The organism is Bradyrhizobium sp. CCGB01, from assembly GCF_024199795.1.
Taxonomy (GTDB): domain Bacteria; phylum Pseudomonadota; class Alphaproteobacteria; order Rhizobiales; family Xanthobacteraceae; genus Bradyrhizobium.
In genome coordinates this window covers 6,068,147-6,091,132 of the sequence record NZ_JANADK010000001.1, presented here as the reverse complement: position 1 = coordinate 6,091,132, position 22,986 = coordinate 6,068,147, and the positions used below count along the sequence as shown (strand labels likewise).

The window sequence follows — 22,986 nt, the reverse complement described above, 5'->3', positions numbered from 1 at the left end:
CATCCGTCAATGAGCCGGGCCTTCCGAGCGCTGCCCTATGGAAGGGGTAGTCCGAACCCTTCATAGTCGCGGCCGAAATTCTCCGGCTTGCAAGCAGCATATAGGGCGTCCTTGAGGGCGCGAGAACGGTTGGAACCGCTTTTTTGCTTCAATGCCGGATCCTTGGCAAGGAGATAGGCCGCAAACCCCGCGACGGCCGGGCACGCCATCGACGTTCCGCTCATCGAGCCGTGGCCGGTTCCAGGCAGCGTGGAGACGATCTCGACGCCGGCTCCGGTGGTATCGATCTCGGGGCCGAAATTGCTGAAATCAGCGACGAAATCCCCTGTGTGCGGACTGCCTTTCGGAGCGGCGACATTGCTGCTCCCGATCGAGGTCTTCGGAAAGGTGCCGACCCGCCCCATGGCCGACACTGCGACGCACTCGACGTACGCGGCGGGAAACGAGACCGGGCTTCGATCGTCATTGCCAGCGGCTGCGACCACCACGACGCCGGCCGCGATCGCACGGTCGATTGCCGCGCGCGTAAGGTCATCCTTGGGACCGCCACCAAGGCTCATGTTGATGATATCGCACTTGTCTGCGACGGCCGTGTCGATCGCCTTGGCGATGTCGAAGTTGCTGGCGCCGTTGTTCGGCGGCGGTCGCGGGTGATCCGGGAATACGCGGTAGCTCCGAAGCTTGACCCCCGGAGCAACGCCGCGGAATCCGCTCGCTGGTCCACGGCCACCGACGATGCCCGCGACGTGCGTGCCGTGCTCGCCCTCGGTCAACGCCGGCCGCCAATTCTGCGCGGCCGCGGGATTGGCACGGACCTCGTCGCTCACGCAATTCAGGCCGCCTGTCACGTTGGTCAGGTCGGGGTGCGTGCCGTCGACGCCGCTGTCGATGATTCCGACGGTGACGTCAGCGCCGGCATTCACGGGGAGCCCGGCATAGAGCTGGGTGAGCAGCAGCGTGGAATCGCGCACGTCGATGGACGTCAACTTGATCTGCGCAAGGTTCGCGCCGGTTGTGTTGATGGCAAAAAATCCCCAGTAGCCGGCCGGCGCATAGACATAGACGCGTTCGAGGGGCTGGCTCGGCGGGAGCAGGTTCAGCGTGGCGCTGCCGTTGGCGCCCGTTGTCGCCTCGGCCCCCTGACGCGCTGCGAAGTCCGTGAAAGCGACGATGTGAGCGCCTTCGACCGGAGCGCCGCCTGACCGTGCCACGACCGAGACGGTGAAGCTGGTTGCCGAGACGCCTGCCACGGTGGCCAATCTGACCCGGCCCGCGGCGGCCTTTTTCGCGGTTTTCTTGCCGGCCGCCTTTTTGGCGGTGGTTTTCTTCGCGGCTGCCTTCTTGGCCGCGGGCCGGGGAGGACGCTGATGAACGCGGAAGCGCTCCCACTGCCGGTGATAAAAGACTTCCGGGATGATCTTCAGGTCCGGTGAGCTGAGACGAAGGCTGAGCTCTCCCTCGGGAGCCATTTCGACCAGCTTGGGGCCGTTCTCGTGAAGCGAATCCAGCACCCGCATTTGTGGGGCCGGCGCGACGGCGCGCGCCCGCGTGGCAAGCGTTACCGTGCCGGCACTCGGTTGCAGGTTCGCGGTATCGAGCGGCTCTGCAAGATAGCCATCCTTGCTCATGACGATGTAACGGCGGACGCCTTCGGGTTTGCTCGGCATCGATGTTTCCTCAAATGTTCAATTAAAAATAGCAATAATATCCCCAACAAACCTCTGGAAGACAAGTGGCTTCGTGTTCCGCGGGCCGGATTTGGAGTTGTGCAGCGCTTTCAATCGGCGTGCACATCCACTACATGCACGTGCATGAAATCCCTGTCCCCCGCCGCCTTTCGTTTTACGCCAACTGCCCTGATGCTCGGCAATCTCGTCACCGGCTGCTCGGTGCTGGCGCCGGCGGGCATGCTGCCGGAATTGTCGACGGGGCTCGGCATCAGTATCCATGCAGCCGGGCTGCTGATCACCTTCGGCGCGATCACGCTGTGCATCGGCTCGCCGCTGACCGCGTGGCTGACCAGCCGCATCGAGCGGCGGACGCTGCTGACGACGACGCTCGCGGTGCTCGCCCTTGGCAATCTCGCCTCGGCCTTTGCCCCTGACTACACGAGCCTGCTCGTCATCCGCCTGGTGATGCTCGCGGTCGGCGCGCTCTACACGCCGCAGGCCGCCGGCACGGCGGCGCTGATCGTGCCGGTGGAGCGGCGGGGCAGCACGATCGCCTATATCTTTCTCGGCTGGTCGTTGGCTGCCGCCGTCGGCCTCCCGCTGATCACCTTCATCGCCAGCCGCTATGGCTGGCGCGCGGCCTATGGCGGGATCGGCGCGCTCGGCTGCATCAGCTTCCTGTTGTTGCTGCTGCGGCTGCCGGCGGGCCTGACGGGCGCGCCTGTTGACCTGAAGACCTGGAGCGCGGTCGGGCGAAGCAGGGCTATTCTGCTGCTGCTTGCGATCACGATGCTGCAGATGTCCGGGCAGTTCGTGGTGTTCACCTTCATGGGCCCGCTGCTCAAGAAGCTCACCGACGCCAGCCCCGATGCGATCGGCATGGTGTTCGGCATCTACGGTGTTTGCGGTTTCCTCGGCGTTGTCATCGCGACCCGCATCGTCGACACCTGGGGACCTTTTCGGACCTCGCTGCTGTTCACCTGCCTGCTGCTTGCGGGCATCACCGGCTGGGCAGTCGGTGCGGGGAGCCTGGTGTTGATGGCGATCGCGGTCGCGATCTGGGGCCTCGGCTTTGCCTCGACCAATTCGATGCAGCAGGTGCGGCTGGTTGCGGCGGCGCCGCCGCTTGCATCGGCAACCGTCGCGCTCAACACCTCCGTTCTCTATATCGGCCAGGCTGTCGGCTCCGCCATCGGCGGACTGCTGTTCGCCCGCGAACTCCTGCATCCGCTCGGCTTCGTCGCGGTCGGCTTTGTCGTGCTGGCTTTGATCCTGGTGGTCCTGACCCGGCCGCGGCCGGCTGTGGCCGCCACAGCCTGAATCCCGCGTTTTCGTGTGCGCAAGGTGCTTGGCAAACCGCGCGCGGGAGCGCTAGAAGGCGAGGCATGGGGACCAAAGAGAGTTGACTGAGATGAGGATGATTCTGGCGGTTGCCGCGGTGCTCTATTCAGCCTCCGCGTTTGCGCAAGCCGACAAGCCACCGATGGTGGGGGACAAGCCGCTGGTGCAGGTCAAGCCCAAGGGGACTAAAGAGGCGGCAGCCAAGCCGGCCGCAGCGCCGAAGGGCAAGCCGCAATCGATCGCGGCGCGGCTCCAGGCCTGCCTCGATCTTGATGACGGCACCAAGGACCGCCTCAACTGCTACGACGCCATTATCCCGCCGACGCCGAAGCCGAAGCCGGCGAAGGCCAAGGGCTACGCCGATTGCCGTTTCTTCAAGGAAGAGGACGAGCGGCTGGCCTGCTTCAACGGCTTTGCCGAGAGCATTCCGAAGCTGCCCAAAACCTGAAGATCAAGAGCTGAGGTCTGGAAGCCGGACGGCTAGTCGCTGAGCCGGCTCAGCACGGCCCTGAAGGCCACGCCGGGCACTTGCAGCGCGGTGCCTTCGAACTCCGCCGTGTCGCCGTCCTCACGGCCGGCGAGCGTCAGCGTGATCCGGTCGTTCCCGAACAGCGGCTTGAAGGACGGATCATCATTGTAGCGCTCGGTCGAGATCTTGACCTTGATGCTGTCGCCTTCGCCCGCATAGGTGCCGATGAAGGCAAAGGCGGAATTGCCGCCGCGCATCTTGCCCTCAGTCACATAGACGACGCCGCAACCGGTTCCGTGAACCGTGTGGAAGTCGACCTTGTACAATCCCTGACGCACTGCTTGTCCCTGCGGAATTTCAACACCAACTTGGCCGCAAATTATGGTCCTTGCCGGCGGAAGCAATCCGGTCGGCCCCGGGGATATCGGCCAATCAACATCACATTTTGATCAAAGCCTGAGACAATTACGGGCAGCGCGGCCAAATGCCGGCGCGCGCAATATCGGTTAGCGGCTTGATGCAGGCGGATTGGTGGATGCCACGCGCGTCAGCGCCAGCGACGGCGTCGCCGACATCTTCACCAGCACGTCCTTGAGCGGGTCCCGCGTCCAGGCGCGCGTCACATAATCACGATGTGTGATGCCGTCGCCGGTTTCGACGAACACCACGCTGCCGGGACGCAAGGGCCCGTCCATGTCCTCGGAGACGCTGATGCCCTTTTGCCGCAGCATGCTCATCAGCTCGCGGTCGCGCCGCGCGGTGTAGCGGGTGTAGGAGCTGACGAAGAAGCCGGAGCGGTGGCTCTCGATCCAGGAGGCGAACTTGTCCATCTCGCCATACACGGCATCGAGCAGCACGACGCCGCGGACGCGGTCACTGATGCCGCCGACCTCGAGGCTCCAGGCCGTCGGCAGGAAGCCGCCGCTGTAGCCGACGATCACGATCGGCATGTTGGCGAAGGCGCGTGCGTTGTTGGGATCGCCGGTGACCTGAGCCAGATGGTTGGCGGACTCTTCCATGAAGCGCTTGAAGCCGCCGGGCTGCCAGAATTTGCCGGCGCTGGAATCGGCGGCATCGACCGCCATCTGCGGCGCCAGCAGGATGGCATTGGCGCCGGAATCGGTGACCTGCCGCGGCACGAGTTGGCGATCGCGCACGTCGCGCTCCAGCGTTGCGCCATTGCCGTGGAAGAACACCACGATCACGCCCGGCTTGCGCACGTCGAAATGCTCGGGCACGTGCATCAGCACACGGCTGTCGCTGTAGGTCTCGTCCTGCCAGTAGACGCGACCGGAATAGCTGCGGTGGCCGCGGCGGTCGCCCTTGGAGATGTTGAGGAACGGCGCGTCCGAGGCAGGGTTGTTGCCGAAATAGGGGAAGGCCGACGATTTCATGCTGACGAGCGTCGTCAGGTCCTCGCGCGGCGGACGCTGGTAGGGGACCTGCGGCGCGAGCGAGGCCACCTTGTAGGGCGCCTGCTCCTGTTGAGGCTGCTGCTGCACGGCGCGTTTGGGCGAGAAGTCCGACATCTGCCGTTGCAGAAAACTCTCGCTCGCCGACGGGAAGCGCTCCCCGAACTGCGGGGCCGGGAAGCGATCCTCGAACGTGTCGGCGCTTGCAACTTGCGGATTGGCGGCTCGCGGATTTGTCTTGGCGACCACCTGGACGTTGGCCTGCGAGTTCGCCGCGAGCGCCGCCGGGTTGGGCGCCCGGCCGCATTGAACCAGCGCCAGCGACAGCGGCACCAGGGCCGAGATCAGCCCGATCCGGAGCGCGCGACCGTGCGCAACGGACAGCGTCCGATCGGCACGAGTGTCAGCTCTCAGTTTCGGAACGGCCCCGACCATCCACCCATGACCCCAAGTCACGACCCAAGTCACACGTCCATCGGCAAGCATTTAAGACAATTGAGCCGACTGGCGTTTAGGCGACGTTAAGTGTCCGGAGAAACTTCCCCACATCCGGAACGCTCGAAGGGACCATGCAATCGTGTCCTGATTGTGGGGGCGCGAAACGGGATTCTCCGGTGTTTGCGGTGGTTTATTGCCCAGGACCATGCATAAAAGGTGCGGCGGTACCGATTTCGCATGCCTCATTTAACCCTTGTTAACCCTGCTTGAATTGACTGGACCGAACGGCACGATGCTTCCCACGAGGCGTGACGCCTCAGGTTTGAGGACCCCGATGACGGCATCAGATGTGGGACCTGCGCCCTGGACTGGCCGGCTGACCGGAAGCGGATCCGGCGTCTCCGTTCTGGTCGCAACCGCCATCGTCGTGGCCGACATGATCGGGGTCGGCGTCTTCACCAGCCTCGGCTTCCAGGTCAAGGACATCCCGTCCGGCTTCTCGATCCTCTCGCTCTGGACCATCGGCGGCATCGTCGCGCTGTGCGGAGTGTTCTCCTACAGCGAGCTCGGCGCCATGTTTCCGCGTTCGAGCGGGGAGTATAATTTCCTCGGCCGCGCCTACCATCCCGCCTTCGGCTTTCTCGCCGGCTGGGTCTCGGCGACAGTCGGCTTCGCCGCGCCCGTCGCGCTTGCGGCGATGGCGTTCGGCGAATACGCGAAATCGGTCCATCCCGGGCTGCCGCCGATCCCGCTCGCCATCGCCGTGGTGTGGCTGGTCTCGATCGTGCAACTGACCGGCGTCAGGCACTCCTCGACTTTCCAATTGATCTCGACCATCTTGAAGGTCGTGCTGATCGTCGCCTTCCTGGTCGCCGGCTTCGTCATCGGTGTGCCGCAGCCGATCGCCTTCACGCCGCAGCCGGGCGACTTGGCGCACATCGTCAGTGCGCCCTTCGCGATCGGGCTGGTCTTCGTGATGTACTCGTTCTCGGGCTGGAATGCTGCGACCTACATCATCGGCGAGATGAACACGCCGCAGCAGAGCCTGCCGCGCGCGCTGCTCGCGGGCACGCTGATCGTGCTCGTCCTGTACGTCGCGCTGAATGCGGTGTTTCTCTACGCGACGCCGGTCGGCGCGCTGGCCGGCCAGATCGATGTTGCCAGCGTCGCCGGCAGCGCGATCTTCGGCAGTCTCGGCGGCCGGATCGTCGGCGCGATGATCTGCGTCGGCCTGATCTCCTCGATCAGCGCGATGATGTGGATCGGCCCGCGCGTGATGATGACGATGGGCGAGGACATCCCGGCCCTGCGCGTGTTCTCGAAGCGATCGGCGAGCGGAGCGCCGGCCTATGCCATCCTGTTTCAGCTTGCCGTCGCCAATCTGCTGCTGTTCACGCGCAGCTTCGAGGCGGTGCTCGACTTCATCCAGTTCGCGCTGTTGTTCTGCTCGTTCTTCACGGTCGCCGGCGTCATCAAGCTGCGCATCACCGATCCGGGCCTGCCGCGACCCTATCGCGCCTGGGGATACCCGTTCACGCCGCTCGTTTTCCTGCTCGTGACCGGGTTCATGATGTACTACCTGTTGACCGAGCGGCCGGTGCAGTCGTTGTCGGGAATGCTGCTCATGCTCTCGGGCCTGTTGATCTATGCTGTTTTCCGCAGGCGGCCGGTCGCCGCTGGCACGTCACACAATCGCGAATAGACATGTTCCGACCCATGAGAATTGCGGCTGTCGCGCTTGCCCTTCTGGCTGCGGCCGTCTCGTCTGCGCGTGCCACCGAGGTCACCTTCGATGATACCGCGCGCTTCCTCGCGGGCATGCAGCCTTCGGCGGACTCGCCGCTGGTGCCGCTCACCAGGGACCCGGGCTGGCAGCGCCACGCAAAATTCTTCGACGGCGCCTTCGCCCAGCTCGAGCAGCGACAGCTCTCGAAGATCCGCAATTGGGCCGAGGTCAACCTGGCCGCGCCCCGGCCGACCATGTTCTACTTGTTCAGCGGCCCGGATTTCCTCTACGCCGATGCGTTCTATTCCAAGGCCAGCACCTACGTGCTCGGCGCGCTGGAGCCGGTCGGCGCGGTGCCTGACCTGACGCGGCTGCCGCGCGGCTCGGTCGGTGCCGCGCTCTACAATGTCGAGCGTTCGCTCAGCTCGATCCTGAGCTTCTCCTTCTTCATCACCAAGCACATGAAGGTCGACCTGCACGCCAACCAGGTCAACGGCACGTTGCCGATCCTCTATGTCTTCCTCGCGCGCTCCGGCAAGACCATCCGCAACGTCGAGATGGTCGCGCTCGACGACAAGGGCGGGATGCACGTCGGCAACGACAATCCGGGACGGAACGCCACGCGCGGCGCTCGCATCACCTTCGTCGGCAGCGACGGCGAGGTTCGCACGCTGTATTATTTCTCGACCGATCTTTCCAATTCCGGTGCACGCGCAGCCGGCTTCCTGAAGTTCTGCGGGACGCTCGGTCCCGGCAACAGCCTGATCAAGAGCGCATCCTATTTGATGCACTCCGGCAACTTCACCGTCGCGCGCGACTGGCTGCTCGCCAACAGCGCGACCATCGTCCAGGACGATTCCGGCATTCCGCTTGCGAACTACAATGCGCGGCAATGGCGGTTCTTCCCGTTCGGGCGCTATCTCGGCCCGATCGACGAATTCCCCGGCCGTTATCAGGAGCGTTACGCCGAACTGTTCACGCGCGCGCAGCCGATCGATTTTGGTGTCGGTTACCGCTGGCGCATGCACGAGTCGAACTTGCTGCTGGCGGTGAAGGTGCCGGGAAGCGAGATGGCGCCGGCGGCGGAGACCACGTCATCCGCCGAACCGCCGCCAAAGCCGGCGCGTCCGAAGCGGCTGCGTCCGCCCGAGCCGATCCCGCCGCCGCCCGGACGCTTTTTCTGGTTTCGCTAGCTACCAGTGCACGCTCTGACTAGGCACGATGAACGCCGTCGAGCTCGGCGGCGTGGCAAGGCTCGTCGCCAGATACCAGCCGGAGCCGGCCGCGAGCGCCAGCAGTGCGATGATGGCGAGCATGTCGATGGTTCTGGGGTCGTGATGCCCTTTGGAACCACGATGAGGACCAAGCTTGAAGTGAAAATGAGGGCTGATTTTCCAGCGCATTGTTCTTTCCTCCCGCGGGAGCATCAAAACAACGCGACGGGAAAGTTCCGGTTCCATCCAAGGCAGCGATGCGGGAAGCACCGCGGCGCTTCTGGTCAGCATGCTCAGGAAGCGTTGACGCCGCGCCAGCGGGCGTAACGCCAGGGAAAGTACCAGCGCGCGCCCTGCGGTGCGGTGAGGGGCACGTTGTCGATTCCCGAAGTGCCGAACGGGTTGCAGCGGAGCAGGCGCGCCAGTGTCATCCAGCCGCCGGCCCAGAGCCCGAACCGTTCGATCGCCTCGTCGCCGTATACGGAGCAGGTCGGCAAGTGCCGGCAGTTGTAGCCGACCAGCGGCGAGAGCGTGTGACGATACAGCCAGATCAGTCCGCGGCCGAGATTACGAGGCTGCCGCCGCAGTGACGCAGCGATTGTGGAACCGACACCGGAGTCTGGATGCTTCATGTGCGCTCTGCTTCAAACCTTGACGTCACTTGCGCGGTTCCTGCGCAGGGAACCAGACCTTGTTGCGCGCGCGCCATATTTTGCATGTTTTTAGGGAGCAGTGCAGCAAGTGCGTGGACGAGCTGTATTCCTCCGGATACCATTTTTGTGACACTCGTGGAAACATACGTCCGTATGATCGACTCATCGAGCGCGAAGCGGGGATAATCGCGCAAATGGGGCTTGGGGAAGGGACCAGTTTGAAACTTCTGAAGTCGCTCAAACTTCGCGGCTGGTTGTTGGTGGGGACCGCCGCATGTGGAGTCGTGCTGGCTGGCGCCGTCGCGACATTCGGGTCGTCGGCCCGGGCCGGTGCTGCCCTCGAAGAGCGCAAGCTGCCGATGAAGTTCAACTGGGTTGCCTGCGAGCCGAACTGCCGCGGCTGGGTCAGCGCAGTCGGCATCATCACCGCTGACACGCCCAGGGATTTCGAGGAGTTCTCGCGCGGCCGCCAGCTTGGCGGCGCCACCGTGGTGCTCGATTCCAGCGGCGGCTCCGTCAACGACGCGATCACGCTCGGCCGGCGCTTCCGCAATCTCGGACTCCTGACTACGGTCGGCATCAGCGTTCAGAACCGCGGCGGGCAGGCGGCCCGTCCGGCGATTGTGCCCGAGGCCTATTGCGAATCCATGTGCGCGTTCCTGCTGCTGGCCGGCAAGAAGCGCTACGTGCCCGAAGCCGCACATGTCCGGGTCCACCAGATCTGGATGGGCGATCGTGCCGACGATGCCAAGGCGGCGAGCTACAGTGCGCAGGACCTGATGATCGTGGAGCGAGACATCGGCCGGCTCGCCAAATATACGTTCGACATGGGCGGTGCCGGCGACCTTCTCTCGCTCGCGCTCAGCGTGCCGCCGTGGGAAGATCTGCACGAGCTGGATGCTGGCGAGCTGAAGCTCACCAACCTCGTGACCACCAACCTGATGGCCGACGTGCTGCCGCATGTCGACGTCGCGGCGCCTGCGGTGGCGGAACTTGCGCCGAAGACGCAGGCAAGGTTCGGCGCGGAAGCCGAACAACAGCCGCAACCCGTCAAGTCGACCAAGACGGCGGAGGCCGTGGTGCCGACGGGCACGGCGCCGAGCGCAGGCTCGCAGAAGTAACGAAAGTCCTTGATGGTCATTCCGGGGGCGCGCGTCAGCGCGAACCCGGAATCTCGATCGGCAACCGGCTGGATTCCGGGGGCGATGCCGTGCATCGCCCGGGAATGACTGGAGGGGTCAGCCCTGCGCCGCGGCCGGCTGCTTGGCCTTTGCCTCGATCTGGCCGATCGCGTCGACCACGGCATCGAAGGTCAGGAGGGTCGAGGCGTGACGCGCCTTGTAGTCGCGGACCGGCTCGAGGAATTTGATCTCTTCCCATTTACCTTCAGGAGGCGCGCCGTTCTCCTTGAGCATCTTGCGAACGGTTTCACGTAACTCACGGAGTTCGCTCGCGGTCGAGCCGACGACGCGACTTGCCATGATGGATGAAGAGGCTTGTCCAAGAGCACAGGCCTTCACGTCATGGGCGAAGTCGGTGACCTTGTCGCCCTCCATCTTGAGGTCGATCTTCACGGTCGAGCCGCACAATTTGGAATGGGCGGTGGCGGTGGCGTCGGGGTCCTGCAGCCGTCCGAGGCGCGGAATATTCCCAGCCAGCTCGATGATCCGCTTGTTATAGATGTCGTTCAGCATGTGATGGAGTCCAACACTTCCGCACCGGATCGGCCTTGGCGGGCGCCGTCCAGGGTCCTATATAGGGTTGGAACTGGCGGAAAAACAGTCCAGCGGTGCGGCAGCGGTGATCCAGACCTGCGCTGCCGGCGCGATGACCCGGGGCCCTTTTTCGTCAAAACTGTTCTCTTCAGGCGTCCGGCGGCTTGGCCGCCCCGTCTGCCGGTGACACTCCGGCCGCAAGGCCGTCGAACGGAGTAGACATGGACGCTACCATCAAATCCATCCGCCCTAACAAGCCTTCTGACCGCCAGCCCGAGAGCCGCCCGGCGGAGCTTGATCCTGCCGAATTCCTCGCGGCGGCTGTTCGCGCCGACCAGCCCCGCCCGGCGCGCGCCGAAGCGGAAGCGGCGGTGAAGACGCTGCTCGCCTATATCGGCGAGAACACCCAGCGCGAGGGTCTGCTGGATACGCCGCGCCGTGTCGTCGAGGCCTTCGACGAGCTCTATCAGGGCTACCACCAGTGCCCGGCCGAAGTGCTCGACCGCACGTTCGGCGAGACCGCCGGCTACGATGACTTCGTGCTGGTGCGCGACATCGAGTTCACCTCGCAGTGCGAGCATCACATGATGCCGTTCTATGGCAAGGCGCACATCGCCTATACGCCGGTGGAACGGGTCGTCGGCCTGTCGAAGCTTGCGCGCCTGACCGACATCTTCGCCCGCCGGCTCCAGACCCAGGAGCATTTGACGGCGCAGATCGCCGCCGCCATCGACGAGATCCTCAAGCCGCGCGGCGTTGCCGTTCTGATCGAGGCCGAGCATACCTGCATGTCGGTGCGCGGCGTCGCCAAGCACGGCGCCTCGACCTTCACAAGCCGCTTCACCGGCATGTTCCGCGACAATCCGGCGGAGCAGGCCCGTTTCCTGTCCCTGGTGCGAGGCCTGCAGCGCTGACCTCGCAAACAACTGGCGAGGTTTGTCGTGTCCGCTCACTCCCATGAGATCGAGGAAGGCCTCGCCTTCCTGCCCAGGTTCGATGCCGCGGGCCTCGTGACGGTCGTCGCGACCGACGTCGCCACCGGCGACGTGCTCATGGTCGCGCACATGAACGACGAGGCGCTGCGCAAGACGATTGCGACCGGGGAGGCCTGGTACTTCAGTCGCTCGCGCAATGCCTTGTGGCGAAAAGGTGAGACCTCGGGTCAGACCCAGCGCGTGGTCGAGATGCGCACCGATTGCGACCAAGACGCGGTCTGGCTTCGCGTCGAGCAGATCGGTGCGGCGTGTCACACCGGTCGCCGGTCCTGCTTCTACCGCAAGGTCGAGGCCGAAGGCGGCGGCGCCAAGCTCGTCTTCGTCGATGCGGACAGGCTGTTCGATCCGGATGCGGTGTACAAGAAGTAACTCTCTGTCATTCGGGCGCGCACGGTACGCCCGGGAATGACGGGGAGGTCAAATTAACCCCGCGTTAACCATACCTGTCCCACGGTGAGACGACAGGGCGCCAAATTGCCGGCGCTGCTCAACGCCGCACGGGGCGGGCACTTCATCATGTCGGTCGACAATTCCAGTGCCTCGCAGACGGCGGTTCTCGATCCGTCGCGGGCGCGCGTCGCCGGTGCGATCAAGCAGGCCTCGAACATCAGCGGCGTCAGCTTCCAGTACATGCTGACCACCGCCAAGATGGAATCGGATTTCGATCCGACGGCGGGAGCCACCACGTCGTCCGCGCACGGGCTCTACCAGTTCATCGACCAGACGTGGCTCGGTACCGTGAAGGAGGCGGGCACCCAGCTTGGCTATGGCAATTATTCCGACGCCATCACCAGGACGTCCTCAGGCGGCTACACCGTCGATGATCCCGTGATGAAGCGGTCGATCATGAAGCTGCGCGACGATCCGGAAGCCGCTTCCACCATGGCGGCGGCGCTGACGCAGTCGAACAGTTTCAAGCTTACCGGCCTGCTCGGCCGCAGGCCATCCGACAGCGAACTCTACATGGCGCATTTCATGGGCGTCGGCGGCGCCGCGAAACTGATCGCCAATGCCGAGGACAATCCGCAAGCGGTCGGCGCGCGGCTGTTTCCCAATGCGGCATCCGCCAACCGCTCGATCTTCTACGCCAGGGACGGCCGCGCCCGCAGCGTCTCCGAGGTCTATTCGGTGCTCGATGCGCGTTACGCCAGCGCGGCGAATTCGAAGACGACCCGCAGTGCGATGGCGATGTATGGCGGCACGCCGTCGACCACGCAGGTCGCGAGCGCCAACGGCGTGCAGCCCACCGCGCCCGTCATCGACAATGCCGCTTATCTCCAGACCTTTCCGGATGCGCGCGGCGTCACGCCGGTGAGCGCGACGTCGTCAACGACGGTCGCAGATAGCGCGCCCACCACGCCCGCATTCCGCTCGATCTATCAGCCCGGTGACGTGCAGCCAGTCTCGACGACCGTGCAGAAATTGTGGGGCAACAACGCCTCGCTCACCTCGGTCGCATCGGCGACGCCCGAGGTGCGGCCGCCGCAGCCGCTCGATCTCTTCAGCGATCGCAGCGGCACGTTCTCGAGCTGATACTCACGCTCGTGTCCCGGACGCGCTGTGGCGCAGGGCCGGAATCCCGTCGCTCAGCCGGTTTGGTTCCCTTAACAAAACGTCAATAAAACCAGCCGGTTATGGTGAACGCTTTGTTAAGCGTCGTGGTTTATTTTGTGTTGCAGGTGACGAGCCGTCACCGCCTCGTCTTCGTTGCGTAAGCCGGAAGCACCATGATCGTTCGGCAGTTCATCAATTGGATCAGGACGGCGCCCGCTGGCGAGCGGGCCGAGGCAACACGGGCGTTGGCCCGGGCCTGGCTGATCTCAGACCTTTCCCATGACGACCGCGTCGCCGCCGAAGGCGCGCTACTGATGCTGCTCGACGATCCCTCGCCGCTGGTGCGGCAGGCGATGGCCGAAGCCTTTGCACGCAGCACCGATGCCCCGGCATCGATCGTGCGGGCGTTGTCGGGGGACCAGCCGACCGTCGCGCTGCCCGTGCTCGAACATTCTCCGCTCCTGATCGATGCCGACCTCGTCGACATCGTCGCAACCGGCAATGACGAGGTGCAGTGCGCGGTCGCGCGCCGCATCGCGTTGCCGGTCTCGGTCTGCGCCGCGATTGCCGAAGTCGGCTGCGCGGCGGCGGCCCTCGAGCTGATCGAAAATCCCCACGCCGAGCTGGCGCCGTTCTCCTGGGACCGCATCGTCGAACGTCACGGCCATCTCGCCGCGATCCGCGAGGCGATGCTGGTGCTGGAGGATCTGCCGGCCGCGACGCGTGTCGCGCTGGTGGCAAAACTCTCCGAGACTCTCGCGCAGTTCGTGGTGGCGCGGAACTGGCTGAGCGCCGACCGCGCCGAGCGCATTGCGACCGAGGCGCGTGACCGCTCCACCATGAACATCGCGGCGCGTTCGCGTGGCGAAGACATGCAGGGCCTGGTGCGGCACCTGCGCATCACGGGCCAGCTCACGGCGGGTCTGATCCTGCGTGCGCTGCTGTCGAGCAATCTCGATCTGTTCGATGCGGCGCTCGCCGAACTCGCGGACCTGCCGCTCGCGCGCGTCTCCGCGCTGCTGCACGATCGCGGCGGCAACAGCCTGCACGCGCTGCTCCGCCGCGCCGGGCTGCCCGAGGCGACCTTTGCGGCGTTCCAGGTCGCGCTCGATGCCTGCCACGAGCAGGGTTTTGTCGACAGCGACGACGGCGCGGCGCGGCTGCGCCGGCGCATGGTCGAGCGCGTGCTCACCCATTGCGAGACCGACCGCGGCGCCACCGAACCGCTGATGGTCCTGCTGCGCCGCTTTGCGACCGAGTCGGCGCGCGAAGAGGCGCGGCTGTTCTGCGATGAGCTCGTCGCGGATGAGGCGATCGATCCGGTGTATGACGATCTGATCGCGGCGTAGTGAGATGCCGTAGGGTGGATTAGCCGAAGGCGTAATCCACCACTGTTCGTCTCCGCAGATACTGAAGTGGTGGATTACGCTACGCTAATCCACCCTACGATTCCTATCGTGGCGATAGAGCGAGCTCGTCGCCCCAAACTCCGTCATTGCGAGCGCAGCGAAGCAATCCAGCCTGTCTCCGCGGAGGGGCTCTGGATTGCTTCGCTGCGCTCGCAATGACGAGAGGAAAGAGCTGAGCCTTACTCCGCCGGCACGATGCTCGGTGCCAGGATCACTTCGAGATGCTCGGGGCGGTCGCGGTTGACGTCGGCGAGATAGTCGTCGGCGACCTTGCGCAGGCGGCGGCTGAGCTCGGCGGAGACGCTGATGCTGTCGAGCTTGGTGTTCTCGTGCACGATGGCGAGGATGGCGTTGATGTGGTGCGTGAACAGTTCGACCGGCACCTTGTCGAGATCGGGCGCGTGCTCGATGACGCGGCACAGGCTCTCCGCAATTCCCGCCGCCGCCGGATAGCCGAATGTCGCAGCGTCGCCCTTGATGTCGTGCGCGGCGCGGAACAGTTCGTCTCGCCTGTCCTTGGTGAAGCCGTCATTGCGGATGGCGACGTAGGCGGCGGACAGCCGGTTCACTTCGGTCGTCATCCAGTCCTTGAACTCGCCGGCGAGGCCTGCCAGCGCCTGCTCGGCGCGGCCGACCGGATCGTCCATGTCCTTTTCCTCGACACGGCGCAGAACCTTGCGCAGCGGATTGGGCTGCGTGATGACATGATGCGTGGCGAAGGCCGTGACCTCGATGTCCTTTGCGCTGTTCTTCGCCATGATGCCTGCCTCGCGTGAGACGCTGCGCTAGATGGAGGACCGCGCCTTGTCGAGCAGCGAGGGCTGTTGCATCACCTCGTGCTTTTCGCCGACGCGGCGTTCGGGACCCATATAGGCGGAGTTGGTGTTGCGGCGCCGGTCCGGACCGAAATAGGTCTTGGTCTTGATGAAGGGGCGGGGACTGGCGACCACGTTGAGGATGCGCTGGTAGAGCCCCTTGGCCGAGATCGGCTTGGCGAGGAATTCGGTGACACCGGCATCGCGCGCCACCGTGACGCGGCGCTTCTCGGAATGACCGGTCAGCATGATGATCGGCGCGTAAGGATTGCCCTTGGATTCCGGCTGCCGGATCATCTGCGCGAGCTCGAGCCCGTCGAAGATCGGCATCGCCCAGTCGGTGATGACGATGTCGGGGACGTAATGGCTGTACATTTCCAGCGCGGTTGCGCCGTCCTCGGCTTCATAGACCTCGCGCGCGCCGAAGGAATGCAGCAGCGTCCGCAGGATGCGGCGCATGTGCGGATTGTCGTCGCAGACGAGGAAGCGCAGCTTGTTGAAATCGATGCGGAACATGGCGCCCGGGCGGAAGCGGTCAACTTTCGTTAACCATATCGCGCCGGGGGTTAACGAAGGGTTGCCGCGGCCTTCGGTGACGCTTCGGAGCACGGGAAATTTGCATATCGTAATTCTGCCATTTTTTATTGTAAAACAATAAAAATACTCGATTGAGCGGGAGTTGTTTCGATGAGCGTGATCGCGTTTCCTTATCCTGTCCCGGCCGAGCCGCGGCTCCGGCGGATCGGGCGTGTCGTGGCCGTCGGCGCGCTCGTCTGCGTCGCCGGCGCGGTGCTTGCGGTGCCGCTGCTCTGGTCGAGTGACGAGGTGCTTCGGCACTGGATCGCGACAGAGTCCCCGCTGGGGGCGCGGCCGTTCACCCTCAATTTTGGCACGCGCTTCGCCGGCGGGCTGATCAGCCTGATCGGCCTTGCGCCCGTCATTTACGCGTTGTTGCAGCTCTCGATGCTGTTCTCCCGTTTCGCGCGCGGCGAGGTCTTTGTGACCGGGAACGCCTGGCGTATCCGCCGCATGGGCCTCGCGCTGATCGTCAATGCGTTCATGTCGCCATTGGTGCAGATGCTTACCACGATCAACCTGACGCGGGCCAACGATCCCGGCCAGCTCGTGGTCATGTTCGGGATCGAGCAGTCGCATGTGCTGTCGGTGCTGAGCGGCCTGGCGCTCGTCGCCTTCGCGACCGTGATGGCCGATGCCGTCCGCCTGTGGCACGAGAACAGTGAGATCATCTGACCATGCCGATCGTCGTCAATCTCGACGTCATGCTCGCCAGGCGCAAGATCAGATCGCGCGAGCTCGCGGCGCGCATCGAGCTCACGGAGGCGAATGTCTCCCTGCTGAAGTCCGGCAAGGTGCGCGGCATTCGCTTCGACACGCTGGAGCGGATCTGCGCCGTGCTCGACTGCCAGCCCGGCGATATCCTGGAATACGTCCCTGATGGCGCGGACGATGCGTTGGAGCCTCGCACGGCCGGTCGGAAATCGGCCTAGCCAAGCCTCGTTCAATCCAAGCCTCTTTCAATCTTGAACCGGAGATGCCTGCGATGAACCGCCTCGCGCGCGTTCTTGCGAGCGCGGCTGCGCTCGCGCTTGCCGGATGCAGCGCGGTGCCGCTGACATCGATCCCGCCGCTTGCCCGCATCGACGCCAAGACGACCGACCTGTCGATGCTGCGCGTCGCCGTGCAATTGCCTGATGCGTTGCGGCCACGCGCGGGCGGCGTCAAGCTCGACGTTGTCACCAGGGTGGTGGGGGAGGCGGAGGCCAGGACGAGCTTCGCCATGCTGGAGATGAGCGCGCGCGAGCGCCCAGGCCTGCCGGCCTCGCCGCAGGGCTCCTCCATGTACGCCTATCGCTTGTCGTCAGAAGATGCCGCGCGCTTCGAGGTGCTGCGTAGCTCGATGATCGAGCAGGGGCAGAAAGGCAGGCGCGGGTCGATGGGGCTCGGCGTGGCAGCCAAGGAATTCTGTCGCGCCAACGCGGCGCCGCAGGCATCGCTACTCGTAACGATCTATCTCATGACGTCGGAGACGAAGAGCCTCGTCCCAGTCGTCAGGGATTTTGACCTGCTTGGCGATCCCGCAATGGCGGGAGGCCTGGAATCGATTCAGCCTTGCGGCCAGTGATCCGCGCCTTGGCTCAGGAGCCGAATTGCTCGCGCAGGATCCGCTCTTCCAGGCTGTGGCCGGGGTCGAACAGCATGCGCATCGAGATGGTCTTGTCGGACAGGACCTCGACACGGCGGACATCGCGCACCTCGTCATGGTCGGCCACCGCCGCCACCGGCCGCTTGTCGCCCTCCAGCACCTCGATCACGACGTAAGCGGTGTTGGGCAGCAGCGCGCCGCGCCAGCGGCGCGGGCGGAAGGCGCTGATCGGCGTCAGCGCCAGCAGCGCGGCGTTGATCGGCAGGATCGGTCCCTGCGCGGACAGATTGTAGGCGGTGGAGCCGGCCGGCGTCGCCACCATGATGCCGTCGGCGATCAGCTCGGCCATGCGCTCGCGCTCGTCGATCAGGATCCGCAGGCGCGCGGCCTGGTAGGTCTGCCGGAACAGGGCGACCTCGTTGATGGCGTGATGCAGGTGGACGCGGTCGTTGACGTCGGTGGCCCGCATCAGAAGCGGGTTGATCTCGGATTCCTGCGCCGCCTCGAGACGGGCGCGAAGGTCGATCGTCGAGTACTCGTTCATCAGGAAGCCGACGGTGCCGCGGTGCATGCCGTAGATCGGCTTTCCCGTGTGCATGTTCCGGTGCAGCGTCTGGAGCATGAGCCCGTCGCCGCCGAGCGCGACCACGACGTCGGCGTCCTTCGGGTCGCAATTGCCATAGTCGCGGGAGAGCTGGCTGAAGGCGGTTTGTGCCTCGCTGCTCGGGCTGGCGACGAAGGCGATCCGGTCGTATCGCGCTGGCTTGGTCATGGCTTCCGGGCAGGGCCGCTGGCTGGAGAAAGTTCCGCCGGGCTCGTCTATACGACCTGGGCCTCCATTGTCGAGAAGGACCGCTCTTCAAGGCAAACAGCGTCCATCCGATTCAGGGCAAAACCGGGTCGATTTGCGCCCGCCCGGCTTCTTCAGGGCCGAGGGGCCGGCAATCCCCCAAACCGTCGCAATTTCTCGCTAGCCTTTCGATACTCGCCGGCTCTCATCGCCGGACAAGGAGAATGATCATGGTCATGCGTTTGCCGGCGCTGCGCCGCGCGACCCTGGTACTGGCGGTGTCGACTTTCGCGCTCGCGGGATTTGCGCGCGCGGAGGATCCGCCGCAGCCTCGCGCCGAGACGACGGCACCCGCCGGACAGAAGGGTGGGCGCGGCGGCAACGCGCCAGGCGCGCCGCAGAATTCATCGTCCGCCGCCGAGCCGCATCGTCTGCCGCCGGATTCGACCACGAAGCAGACGCTCGATCTGCCGGGCCGCGCACTCAACTTCAGCGCGACGGCCGGCTCGATCCGCGTGTTCGACGGCAAGGGTGAGCCGCTCGCCGACATCGCCTACACGTCCTATGAGCTCGATGGTGCCGACCGCGCGACGCGGCCCGTGACGTTCCTGTTCAACGGCGGTCCCGGCGCGTCCTCGGCATGGCTCCAGTTCGGCGCCGCGGGTCCGTGGCGGCTGCCGCTCGATGGCGAAGCGCTGTCGCCGTCGGCCTCGCCCGAGGTGAAGCCGAACGCGGAGACCTGGCTCGACTTCACCGATCTCGTCTTCATCGACCCCGTCAGCACCGGCTACAGCCGTTTTGTTGCGAGTGGCGACGACGCGCGCAAGTCCTTCTATTCCGTCGACGGCGACGTCAATGCGATCGCGCTCGTGATCCGTCGCTGGCTCGAGAAGCACGATCGGCTGACTTCGCCGAAATACGTCGCGGGCGAAAGCTATGGCGGCATTCGCGGGCCGAAGGTGGTGCGCCAGTTGCAGCTCCAGCATGGCGTCGGCGTCCGGGGACTGATCCTGGTGTCGCCGCTGCTGGACTTCCGCGAGTTCACCGGCACCAGCGTCCTGCAATATGTCGCGACGCTGCCGAGCTATGTCGCGGTGGCGCGCGAAGCCAAAGGATCGGTCAAGCGCGCCGATCTCGCCGACGTCGAGGCTTACGCGCGCGGCGAGTTCTTGGCCGACCTCGTCAAGGGCGAGGCGGACAAGGAGGCCACCAACCGTCTCGCCGACAAGGTCGCCGAGCTCACCGGGATCGACCAGGCTGTGAGCCGCAGGCTCGCCGGCCGCTTCGACGTCGGTGAATTCCGCCGCGAGTTCGACCGCAAGAACGGCAAGGTGACGGGGCGCTACGACGCCTCGGTGCGCGGCTTCGATCCCTATCCGGATTCGAGCAGCTCGCGGTTCGGCGACCCCTCAGGCGATGCGCTCCAGGCGCCGCTGACGAGTGCCGCGGTTGACGTGCTGACGCGCAAGCTCAACTGGCGGCCCGATGGCTCCTACGAGGTCCTGAACGGCGCCGTCGAGGGCCACTGGGATTTCGGCCGTGGCATCAACCCGCCGCAGTCGGTGTCGGAGCTGCGCCAGATCCTCGCCACCGACGCGAAGCTCAACGTGCTGGTCGGGCACGGCCTGTTCGATCTCGCCACGCCCTATTTCGGGACGAAGCGGGTGCTCGACCAGTTGCCTGCGTTCGCAACACCGCGGGTCAAGTTCGTCGTCTATCCCGGCGGCCACATGTTCTATTCGCGCGACGGCTCGCGGCAGGCGTTTCGGAGCGAGGTGGAGGCGTTGATCAGGGAGTAGGCCGCCGCTTGCGCGGCTTGTATCTCCGCTCAATCTCCTTCGCCACGACGCTCGCAGGTTTCACGTTGGCGCCGGCGATCCAGATGTCGCTGACCTTGCCGCGCGCGTTGCGGACGCGCCGCACCGGCTCGCCGTGGCTGGAGTAACCGGCCGCCCAGGCGAGCTTGCCGGTGTCGCGGCCGGTGACCTCGATCTCGGCGGCATCCATGAACGGATTGTTGAACTGCGGATTGGCGACCAGCACGCGATTGCCTGCAGGCACCAGGTCGCTCGCGCCCCAGATTGTCCACCAGCGGCCGGTCCAGTCGCGCACGCGGCGGTCGGGCGCACCACGTGTTTTGAACACGCGTAAAATCTGCATCGCGCCGTCCATCCAGAACGGTGCTGCGCCGTCGATGGAGTTGCTGAGGATACTGATCGCGAGCTCGCAGGAAGGGATCGAGCAGGTCCTGGAGATGTAGCCCTGGAAACCGCCGCCATGGCCGAACCAGTCCCAGCCGTCGGTCTTGCCGGCGTTGACGCCGAGGCCGTAATACCCCTCGAAGCTTTGCGGGATGCGCCAATGGTTTCGCGTCATCTCGCGGCGGCTTGCGACCGACAGAACGCTCTTCCTGGCATTGGGCGCGAGCTGCGCGAAGAAGCGGGCCGTGTCGCCGGCGGTGGCGACGAAGCCCGCGGCGGACGCCATCGCATGCGCGGGATTGTCGCCGGGGACCACACCGCGCTCGCCGAACGGCAGCTTTCGCGTGTGGCCGCGCGCAAAAGGCGCCCCCTTGGGAAGCGGCGCGTTCGGCTCGGTCTCGCGCAAGCCCGCCGGCTCGATGATCTCGCGCTTGATCCAGACCGGGTAGGGCTCCTTCGTCACGGCTTCGATGACGAGACCGATCAGGCCAAAGCCGTGATTGGAGTATTTGAAGCGTGTGCCGGGCTCGATCGCGGTCGGCAGTTTCAGCTCCGCGAGCAGCTCCCTGGCGTTCAGGTAGGGACGGCTGTCGATGAACTGGCCGGAATCGACGCCGTCGCGCGTCAGCCCCGCGCTGTGCGAGAGCACCTGCGCAATCGTCGTCTCGGCGACGCGCGGATGCAGGCCGCCGATATATTGGCCGATGGGATCATCGAGCCGGAGCTTGCGCTGCTCGCGCAGCTTCATGATGCCCGCGGAGGTGAAGCTCTTCGAATGCGAGGCGATGCGGAAGCGGTGGCGCGGGGTGAGCTTCTCGCCGGTGTCGAGATTGGCAAGGCCGAACGCATGCTCGGCGACGACCTCGCCGCGATGGACGAATGCGACGAGGACGCCCGGCTGCTGGTATGTCGTCTGTTGGAATTCGATCCAGGAGCCGATGTAGTCGATCGCGGATCGCAGCCACGTGTCCATTGCGCTACCGGTTTTCGGGGGGAGATTTGGTGCGCGAGGCTAGCCGAGAAAGCGGAACGGGCACAACCTGAAAGGTTGTGCCCGTTCGTTTCGTTCGAAGCTGCGACGTCTCAGTAGACGAGCGTGGCGCCGGTCGGCTTGTCGAGCGCGGCGGCAAGCGAGCGATATTCGGAGCTGTCGGTGCCGGCGAGCGAGGCGATCTTGTTCAGATGATACTGCGCCTGCTCGCGGTTGCCCTGCTCGAGCTGCCAGAGGCCGTAATACTGCCAGGTGCGGACGTGGTTCGGATCGTCCTTCAGCGCCAGCTCGTAATAGACCTTCGACGACTGGTAGTCGCCGAGCTTGCGATAGGAGTAGCCGATCAAATTGGCCACGTCGGCGACGTCGTCGCGCTTGAGCGACTTCAGCTGGCCGATCGCGCTCGTGTAGTCGTGACCGTCGTAGATCGTGGTGTAGGCGGTGCGATAGGCCGCGAGGAATTTGGGATCGCTGATGGAGGAGCTCTTCTTCTTCCCCTTCTTGGCCGAGCTGTCCGACTTCGGCGGCGGCGACGGCTCGTCGCTGCCCGCGGCGTAGGCGCTGGTCAGCGCCGGTCCGGCGGCCAACGCCATCGAGACAAGCCCCGGTACCAGAAGCATGGAAAGTCTGCGCATCTATCTTCTCCCGTATGGAACGTGGCGATCCTACACGATTGCCCGAAGACCGGAACACCCAACGGGCAAAAACATTCCCGCTTCACACGATCTATTCGCCCAGGGGCAGATGACAAACTTGTCATCGAGATGAACGGAAGCTGGCAGCCGGCTTCAGAATGGGTTCAGCGCGCCGCGCCTAGGCTCACACCCACGATCGAAGAGCTGGCGAGAGGGCGCCGCCTCAAGATCCTTCCAAGAGGAGACACACCATGTTGAAGACCATTTCCGCAGCCTTGCTCGCAGCTTCCGTGATCGCAGCCCCGGCCTTCGCCGCTGAAGCCGGCAAGACCACAACGACCGCGCCGGTGATCAAGGCGGACCAGGCCCAGACCAAGGTATCGACCCCCGCCGCGAAACCCGAGGCCGCCATCAAGGCCGACGCCAAGGCCACCGACGTCAAGGCGGACGCCAAGGTCGATACCAAGGCGAAGGCGATGAACGCCAATGCCGCGGTCACGCCCGACGAGCACAAGACCGTGCGCACGCATCGTCACCACAACAAGCATCTGTCGGCCAAGAAGTCGCTGAAGGCGCAGCCCGACGTGACCAAGCCGGCGACCGTCGACAAGCGCAGCTAAGACTGATCCCGCGCGGCGGCATCCAGCATTGCCCCGCCGCCGCGTGCGGAATTCAGGCCAGGCCCGTCGTCATGCCTTGTGCGAAAGCGCGAGGTGTTGGCGGCGGGTCGGTGCGCCGATGCCGGGGCGCAAGCGAATTCCATTCGTTTCGCGACCGCAAACAAAAATCTCGAA

The 22,986-nt window shown here is 65.0% G+C and carries 25 protein-coding genes; 14 read left to right on the top strand and 11 right to left on the bottom strand.

What is annotated here, in order from left to right:
* Positions 1–35: 35 nt before the first annotated feature.
* Positions 36–1,667, bottom strand: coding sequence for a S8 family serine peptidase (locus tag NLM25_RS28370; RefSeq protein WP_254139187.1), 1,632 nt, complete (start codon positions 1,665–1,667; stop codon positions 36–38).
* A gap of 144 nt (positions 1,668–1,811) precedes the next feature.
* Between NLM25_RS28370 and NLM25_RS28365 the strand changes: the two genes are divergently transcribed.
* Positions 1,812–2,990 (top strand): MFS transporter, encoded by a 1,179-nt coding sequence (locus NLM25_RS28365; RefSeq protein WP_254139186.1) that lies wholly within the window; start codon positions 1,812–1,814, stop codon positions 2,988–2,990.
* Between the two features lie 91 nt (positions 2,991–3,081).
* Positions 3,082–3,459 carry a hypothetical protein gene (locus NLM25_RS28360; RefSeq protein ID WP_254120718.1) on the top strand — a complete coding sequence of 126 codons (378 nt, stop codon included), beginning with the start codon at positions 3,082–3,084 and terminating at the stop codon, positions 3,457–3,459.
* Positions 3,460–3,491: 32 nt separating this feature from the next.
* Here the strand turns inward: NLM25_RS28360 and NLM25_RS28355 are convergent, their stop codons facing one another.
* Complete coding sequence (locus NLM25_RS28355) at positions 3,492–3,818, bottom strand: GrlR family regulatory protein (protein ID WP_254139185.1); 327 nt, start codon at positions 3,816–3,818, stop codon at positions 3,492–3,494.
* Positions 3,819–3,986: 168 nt separating this feature from the next.
* Positions 3,987–5,327 (bottom strand): alpha/beta hydrolase, encoded by a 1,341-nt coding sequence (locus NLM25_RS28350; protein ID WP_254139184.1) that lies wholly within the window; start codon positions 5,325–5,327, stop codon positions 3,987–3,989.
* 337 nt (positions 5,328–5,664) lie between these two features.
* Here NLM25_RS28350 and NLM25_RS28345 point away from each other — a divergent pair, with 337 nt between their 5' ends.
* Positions 5,665–7,032, top strand: coding sequence for an APC family permease (locus NLM25_RS28345; RefSeq protein WP_254139183.1), 1,368 nt, complete (start codon positions 5,665–5,667; stop codon positions 7,030–7,032).
* Positions 7,033–7,046: 14 nt separating this feature from the next.
* Positions 7,047–8,249, top strand: a complete 1,203-nt coding sequence (locus NLM25_RS28340) for a hypothetical protein (protein WP_254139182.1) — start codon at positions 7,047–7,049, stop codon at positions 8,247–8,249.
* Here the strand turns inward: NLM25_RS28340 and NLM25_RS28335 are convergent, their stop codons facing one another.
* Positions 8,250–8,459 (bottom strand): hypothetical protein, encoded by a 210-nt coding sequence (locus NLM25_RS28335; protein ID WP_254139181.1) that lies wholly within the window; start codon positions 8,457–8,459, stop codon positions 8,250–8,252. It abuts the gene before it with no gap.
* A gap of 104 nt (positions 8,460–8,563) precedes the next feature.
* Positions 8,564–8,902: a membrane protein insertion efficiency factor YidD gene (gene yidD, locus NLM25_RS28330; protein WP_254120708.1), complete on the bottom strand. Its 339-nt coding sequence runs from the start codon at positions 8,900–8,902 to the stop codon at positions 8,564–8,566.
* 239 nt (positions 8,903–9,141) lie between these two features.
* On the opposite strand from yidD, the gene NLM25_RS28325 reads away from it, so the two are divergent.
* Positions 9,142–10,044: a hypothetical protein gene (locus tag NLM25_RS28325; RefSeq protein WP_254139180.1), complete on the top strand. Its 903-nt coding sequence runs from the start codon at positions 9,142–9,144 to the stop codon at positions 10,042–10,044.
* Positions 10,045–10,161: 117 nt separating this feature from the next.
* On the opposite strand, the gene NLM25_RS28320 is transcribed toward NLM25_RS28325, so the two are convergent.
* On the bottom strand, positions 10,162–10,617 hold the full coding sequence (locus tag NLM25_RS28320) for an iron-sulfur cluster assembly scaffold protein (RefSeq protein ID WP_254120705.1): 456 nt from the start codon (positions 10,615–10,617) through the stop codon (positions 10,162–10,164).
* Between the two features lie 242 nt (positions 10,618–10,859).
* Here NLM25_RS28320 and folE point away from each other — a divergent pair, with 242 nt between their 5' ends.
* The 4 genes from folE to NLM25_RS28300 all read left to right on the top strand — a co-directional run bounded on the left by folE (position 10,860) and on the right by NLM25_RS28300 (position 14,536).
* On the top strand, positions 10,860–11,552 hold the full coding sequence (gene folE, locus NLM25_RS28315) for a GTP cyclohydrolase I FolE (RefSeq protein ID WP_254120703.1): 693 nt from the start codon (positions 10,860–10,862) through the stop codon (positions 11,550–11,552).
* Positions 11,553–11,579: 27 nt separating this feature from the next.
* The gene (hisI, locus tag NLM25_RS28310; RefSeq protein ID WP_254120700.1) at positions 11,580–12,002 is read left to right on the top strand and encodes a phosphoribosyl-AMP cyclohydrolase; all 423 of its coding nucleotides are present in this window, start codon (positions 11,580–11,582) and stop codon (positions 12,000–12,002) included.
* A gap of 105 nt (positions 12,003–12,107) precedes the next feature.
* Positions 12,108–13,166, top strand: a complete 1,059-nt coding sequence (locus tag NLM25_RS28305; RefSeq protein WP_254141280.1) for a lytic transglycosylase domain-containing protein — start codon at positions 12,108–12,110, stop codon at positions 13,164–13,166.
* A 194-nt stretch (positions 13,167–13,360) separates the two neighbouring features.
* Complete coding sequence (locus NLM25_RS28300) at positions 13,361–14,536, top strand: DUF2336 domain-containing protein (protein WP_254120696.1); 1,176 nt, start codon at positions 13,361–13,363, stop codon at positions 14,534–14,536.
* 239 nt (positions 14,537–14,775) lie between these two features.
* On the opposite strand, the gene NLM25_RS28295 is transcribed toward NLM25_RS28300, so the two are convergent.
* Both NLM25_RS28295 and NLM25_RS28290 read right to left on the bottom strand, forming a co-directional pair.
* The gene (locus NLM25_RS28295; protein ID WP_254139179.1) at positions 14,776–15,354 is read right to left on the bottom strand and encodes an Hpt domain-containing protein; all 579 of its coding nucleotides are present in this window, start codon (positions 15,352–15,354) and stop codon (positions 14,776–14,778) included.
* A 27-nt stretch (positions 15,355–15,381) separates the two neighbouring features.
* On the bottom strand, positions 15,382–15,927 hold the full coding sequence (locus NLM25_RS28290; protein WP_140981728.1) for a response regulator: 546 nt from the start codon (positions 15,925–15,927) through the stop codon (positions 15,382–15,384).
* Between the two features lie 171 nt (positions 15,928–16,098).
* On the opposite strand from NLM25_RS28290, the gene NLM25_RS28285 reads away from it, so the two are divergent.
* From NLM25_RS28285 to NLM25_RS28275, 3 genes are read left to right on the top strand one after another with little or no spacing between them, the layout of a single operon-like run.
* On the top strand, positions 16,099–16,662 hold the full coding sequence (locus NLM25_RS28285; RefSeq protein ID WP_254139178.1) for a DUF2975 domain-containing protein: 564 nt from the start codon (positions 16,099–16,101) through the stop codon (positions 16,660–16,662).
* A gap of 2 nt (positions 16,663–16,664) precedes the next feature.
* Entirely contained in the window at positions 16,665–16,919 is a 255-nt protein-coding gene (locus NLM25_RS28280; RefSeq protein WP_254120691.1) for a helix-turn-helix transcriptional regulator, read from the top strand.
* Positions 16,920–16,972: 53 nt separating this feature from the next.
* Complete coding sequence (locus NLM25_RS28275) at positions 16,973–17,554, top strand: hypothetical protein (protein WP_254139177.1); 582 nt, start codon at positions 16,973–16,975, stop codon at positions 17,552–17,554.
* A gap of 13 nt (positions 17,555–17,567) precedes the next feature.
* Here NLM25_RS28275 and NLM25_RS28270 read toward each other — a convergent pair whose 3' ends face one another.
* The gene (locus NLM25_RS28270; protein ID WP_254120687.1) at positions 17,568–18,347 is read right to left on the bottom strand and encodes an NAD kinase; all 780 of its coding nucleotides are present in this window, start codon (positions 18,345–18,347) and stop codon (positions 17,568–17,570) included.
* A gap of 248 nt (positions 18,348–18,595) precedes the next feature.
* Between NLM25_RS28270 and NLM25_RS28265 the strand changes: the two genes are divergently transcribed.
* Positions 18,596–20,164, top strand: a complete 1,569-nt coding sequence (locus NLM25_RS28265; RefSeq protein ID WP_254139176.1) for a S10 family peptidase — start codon at positions 18,596–18,598, stop codon at positions 20,162–20,164.
* Here NLM25_RS28265 and NLM25_RS28260 read toward each other — a convergent pair.
* Entirely contained in the window at positions 20,154–21,539 is a 1,386-nt protein-coding gene (locus tag NLM25_RS28260) for a serine hydrolase (RefSeq protein WP_254139175.1), read from the bottom strand. The two genes, NLM25_RS28265 and NLM25_RS28260, sit on opposite strands and share 11 nt — an antisense overlap.
* 110 nt (positions 21,540–21,649) lie before the next feature.
* Positions 21,650–22,192, bottom strand: a complete 543-nt coding sequence (locus NLM25_RS28255) for a lipopolysaccharide assembly protein LapB (protein ID WP_254139174.1) — start codon at positions 22,190–22,192, stop codon at positions 21,650–21,652.
* Positions 22,193–22,443: 251 nt separating this feature from the next.
* On the opposite strand from NLM25_RS28255, the gene NLM25_RS28250 reads away from it, so the two are divergent.
* A complete protein-coding gene (locus NLM25_RS28250) occupies positions 22,444–22,812 on the top strand; it encodes a His-rich protein BRANT (protein ID WP_254139173.1) in 369 nt (122 codons plus the stop codon).
* The last annotated feature ends 174 nt before the right edge of the window (positions 22,813–22,986 follow it).

Excerpts from the sequence above, each read along its gene's own strand:
- NLM25_RS28370 (WP_254139187.1), bottom strand. The coding sequence starts at position 1,667 with ATGCCGAGCAAACCCGAAGGCGTCCGCCGTTACATCGTCATGAGCAAG.
- NLM25_RS28365 (WP_254139186.1), top strand. The coding sequence starts at position 1,812 with ATGAAATCCCTGTCCCCCGCCGCCTTTCGTTTTACGCCAACTGCCCTG.
- NLM25_RS28360 (WP_254120718.1), top strand. The coding sequence starts at position 3,082 with ATGAGGATGATTCTGGCGGTTGCCGCGGTGCTCTATTCAGCCTCCGCG.
- NLM25_RS28350 (WP_254139184.1), bottom strand. The coding sequence starts at position 5,327 with ATGGTCGGGGCCGTTCCGAAACTGAGAGCTGACACTCGTGCCGATCGG.
- NLM25_RS28345 (WP_254139183.1), top strand. The coding sequence starts at position 5,665 with ATGACGGCATCAGATGTGGGACCTGCGCCCTGGACTGGCCGGCTGACC.
- NLM25_RS28340 (WP_254139182.1), top strand. The coding sequence starts at position 7,047 with ATGAGAATTGCGGCTGTCGCGCTTGCCCTTCTGGCTGCGGCCGTCTCG.
- NLM25_RS28335 (WP_254139181.1), bottom strand. The coding sequence starts at position 8,459 with ATGCGCTGGAAAATCAGCCCTCATTTTCACTTCAAGCTTGGTCCTCAT.
- yidD (WP_254120708.1), bottom strand. The coding sequence starts at position 8,902 with ATGAAGCATCCAGACTCCGGTGTCGGTTCCACAATCGCTGCGTCACTG.
- NLM25_RS28320 (WP_254120705.1), bottom strand. The coding sequence starts at position 10,617 with ATGCTGAACGACATCTATAACAAGCGGATCATCGAGCTGGCTGGGAAT.
- folE (WP_254120703.1), top strand. The coding sequence starts at position 10,860 with ATGGACGCTACCATCAAATCCATCCGCCCTAACAAGCCTTCTGACCGC.
- NLM25_RS28300 (WP_254120696.1), top strand. The coding sequence starts at position 13,361 with ATGATCGTTCGGCAGTTCATCAATTGGATCAGGACGGCGCCCGCTGGC.
- NLM25_RS28295 (WP_254139179.1), bottom strand. The coding sequence starts at position 15,354 with ATGGCGAAGAACAGCGCAAAGGACATCGAGGTCACGGCCTTCGCCACG.
- NLM25_RS28290 (WP_140981728.1), bottom strand. The coding sequence starts at position 15,927 with ATGTTCCGCATCGATTTCAACAAGCTGCGCTTCCTCGTCTGCGACGAC.
- NLM25_RS28285 (WP_254139178.1), top strand. The coding sequence starts at position 16,099 with ATGAGCGTGATCGCGTTTCCTTATCCTGTCCCGGCCGAGCCGCGGCTC.
- NLM25_RS28280 (WP_254120691.1), top strand. The coding sequence starts at position 16,665 with ATGCCGATCGTCGTCAATCTCGACGTCATGCTCGCCAGGCGCAAGATC.
- NLM25_RS28275 (WP_254139177.1), top strand. The coding sequence starts at position 16,973 with ATGAACCGCCTCGCGCGCGTTCTTGCGAGCGCGGCTGCGCTCGCGCTT.
- NLM25_RS28270 (WP_254120687.1), bottom strand. The coding sequence starts at position 18,347 with ATGACCAAGCCAGCGCGATACGACCGGATCGCCTTCGTCGCCAGCCCG.
- NLM25_RS28265 (WP_254139176.1), top strand. The coding sequence starts at position 18,596 with ATGGTCATGCGTTTGCCGGCGCTGCGCCGCGCGACCCTGGTACTGGCG.
- NLM25_RS28260 (WP_254139175.1), bottom strand. The coding sequence starts at position 21,539 with ATGGACACGTGGCTGCGATCCGCGATCGACTACATCGGCTCCTGGATC.
- NLM25_RS28255 (WP_254139174.1), bottom strand. The coding sequence starts at position 22,192 with ATGCGCAGACTTTCCATGCTTCTGGTACCGGGGCTTGTCTCGATGGCG.
- NLM25_RS28250 (WP_254139173.1), top strand. The coding sequence starts at position 22,444 with ATGTTGAAGACCATTTCCGCAGCCTTGCTCGCAGCTTCCGTGATCGCA.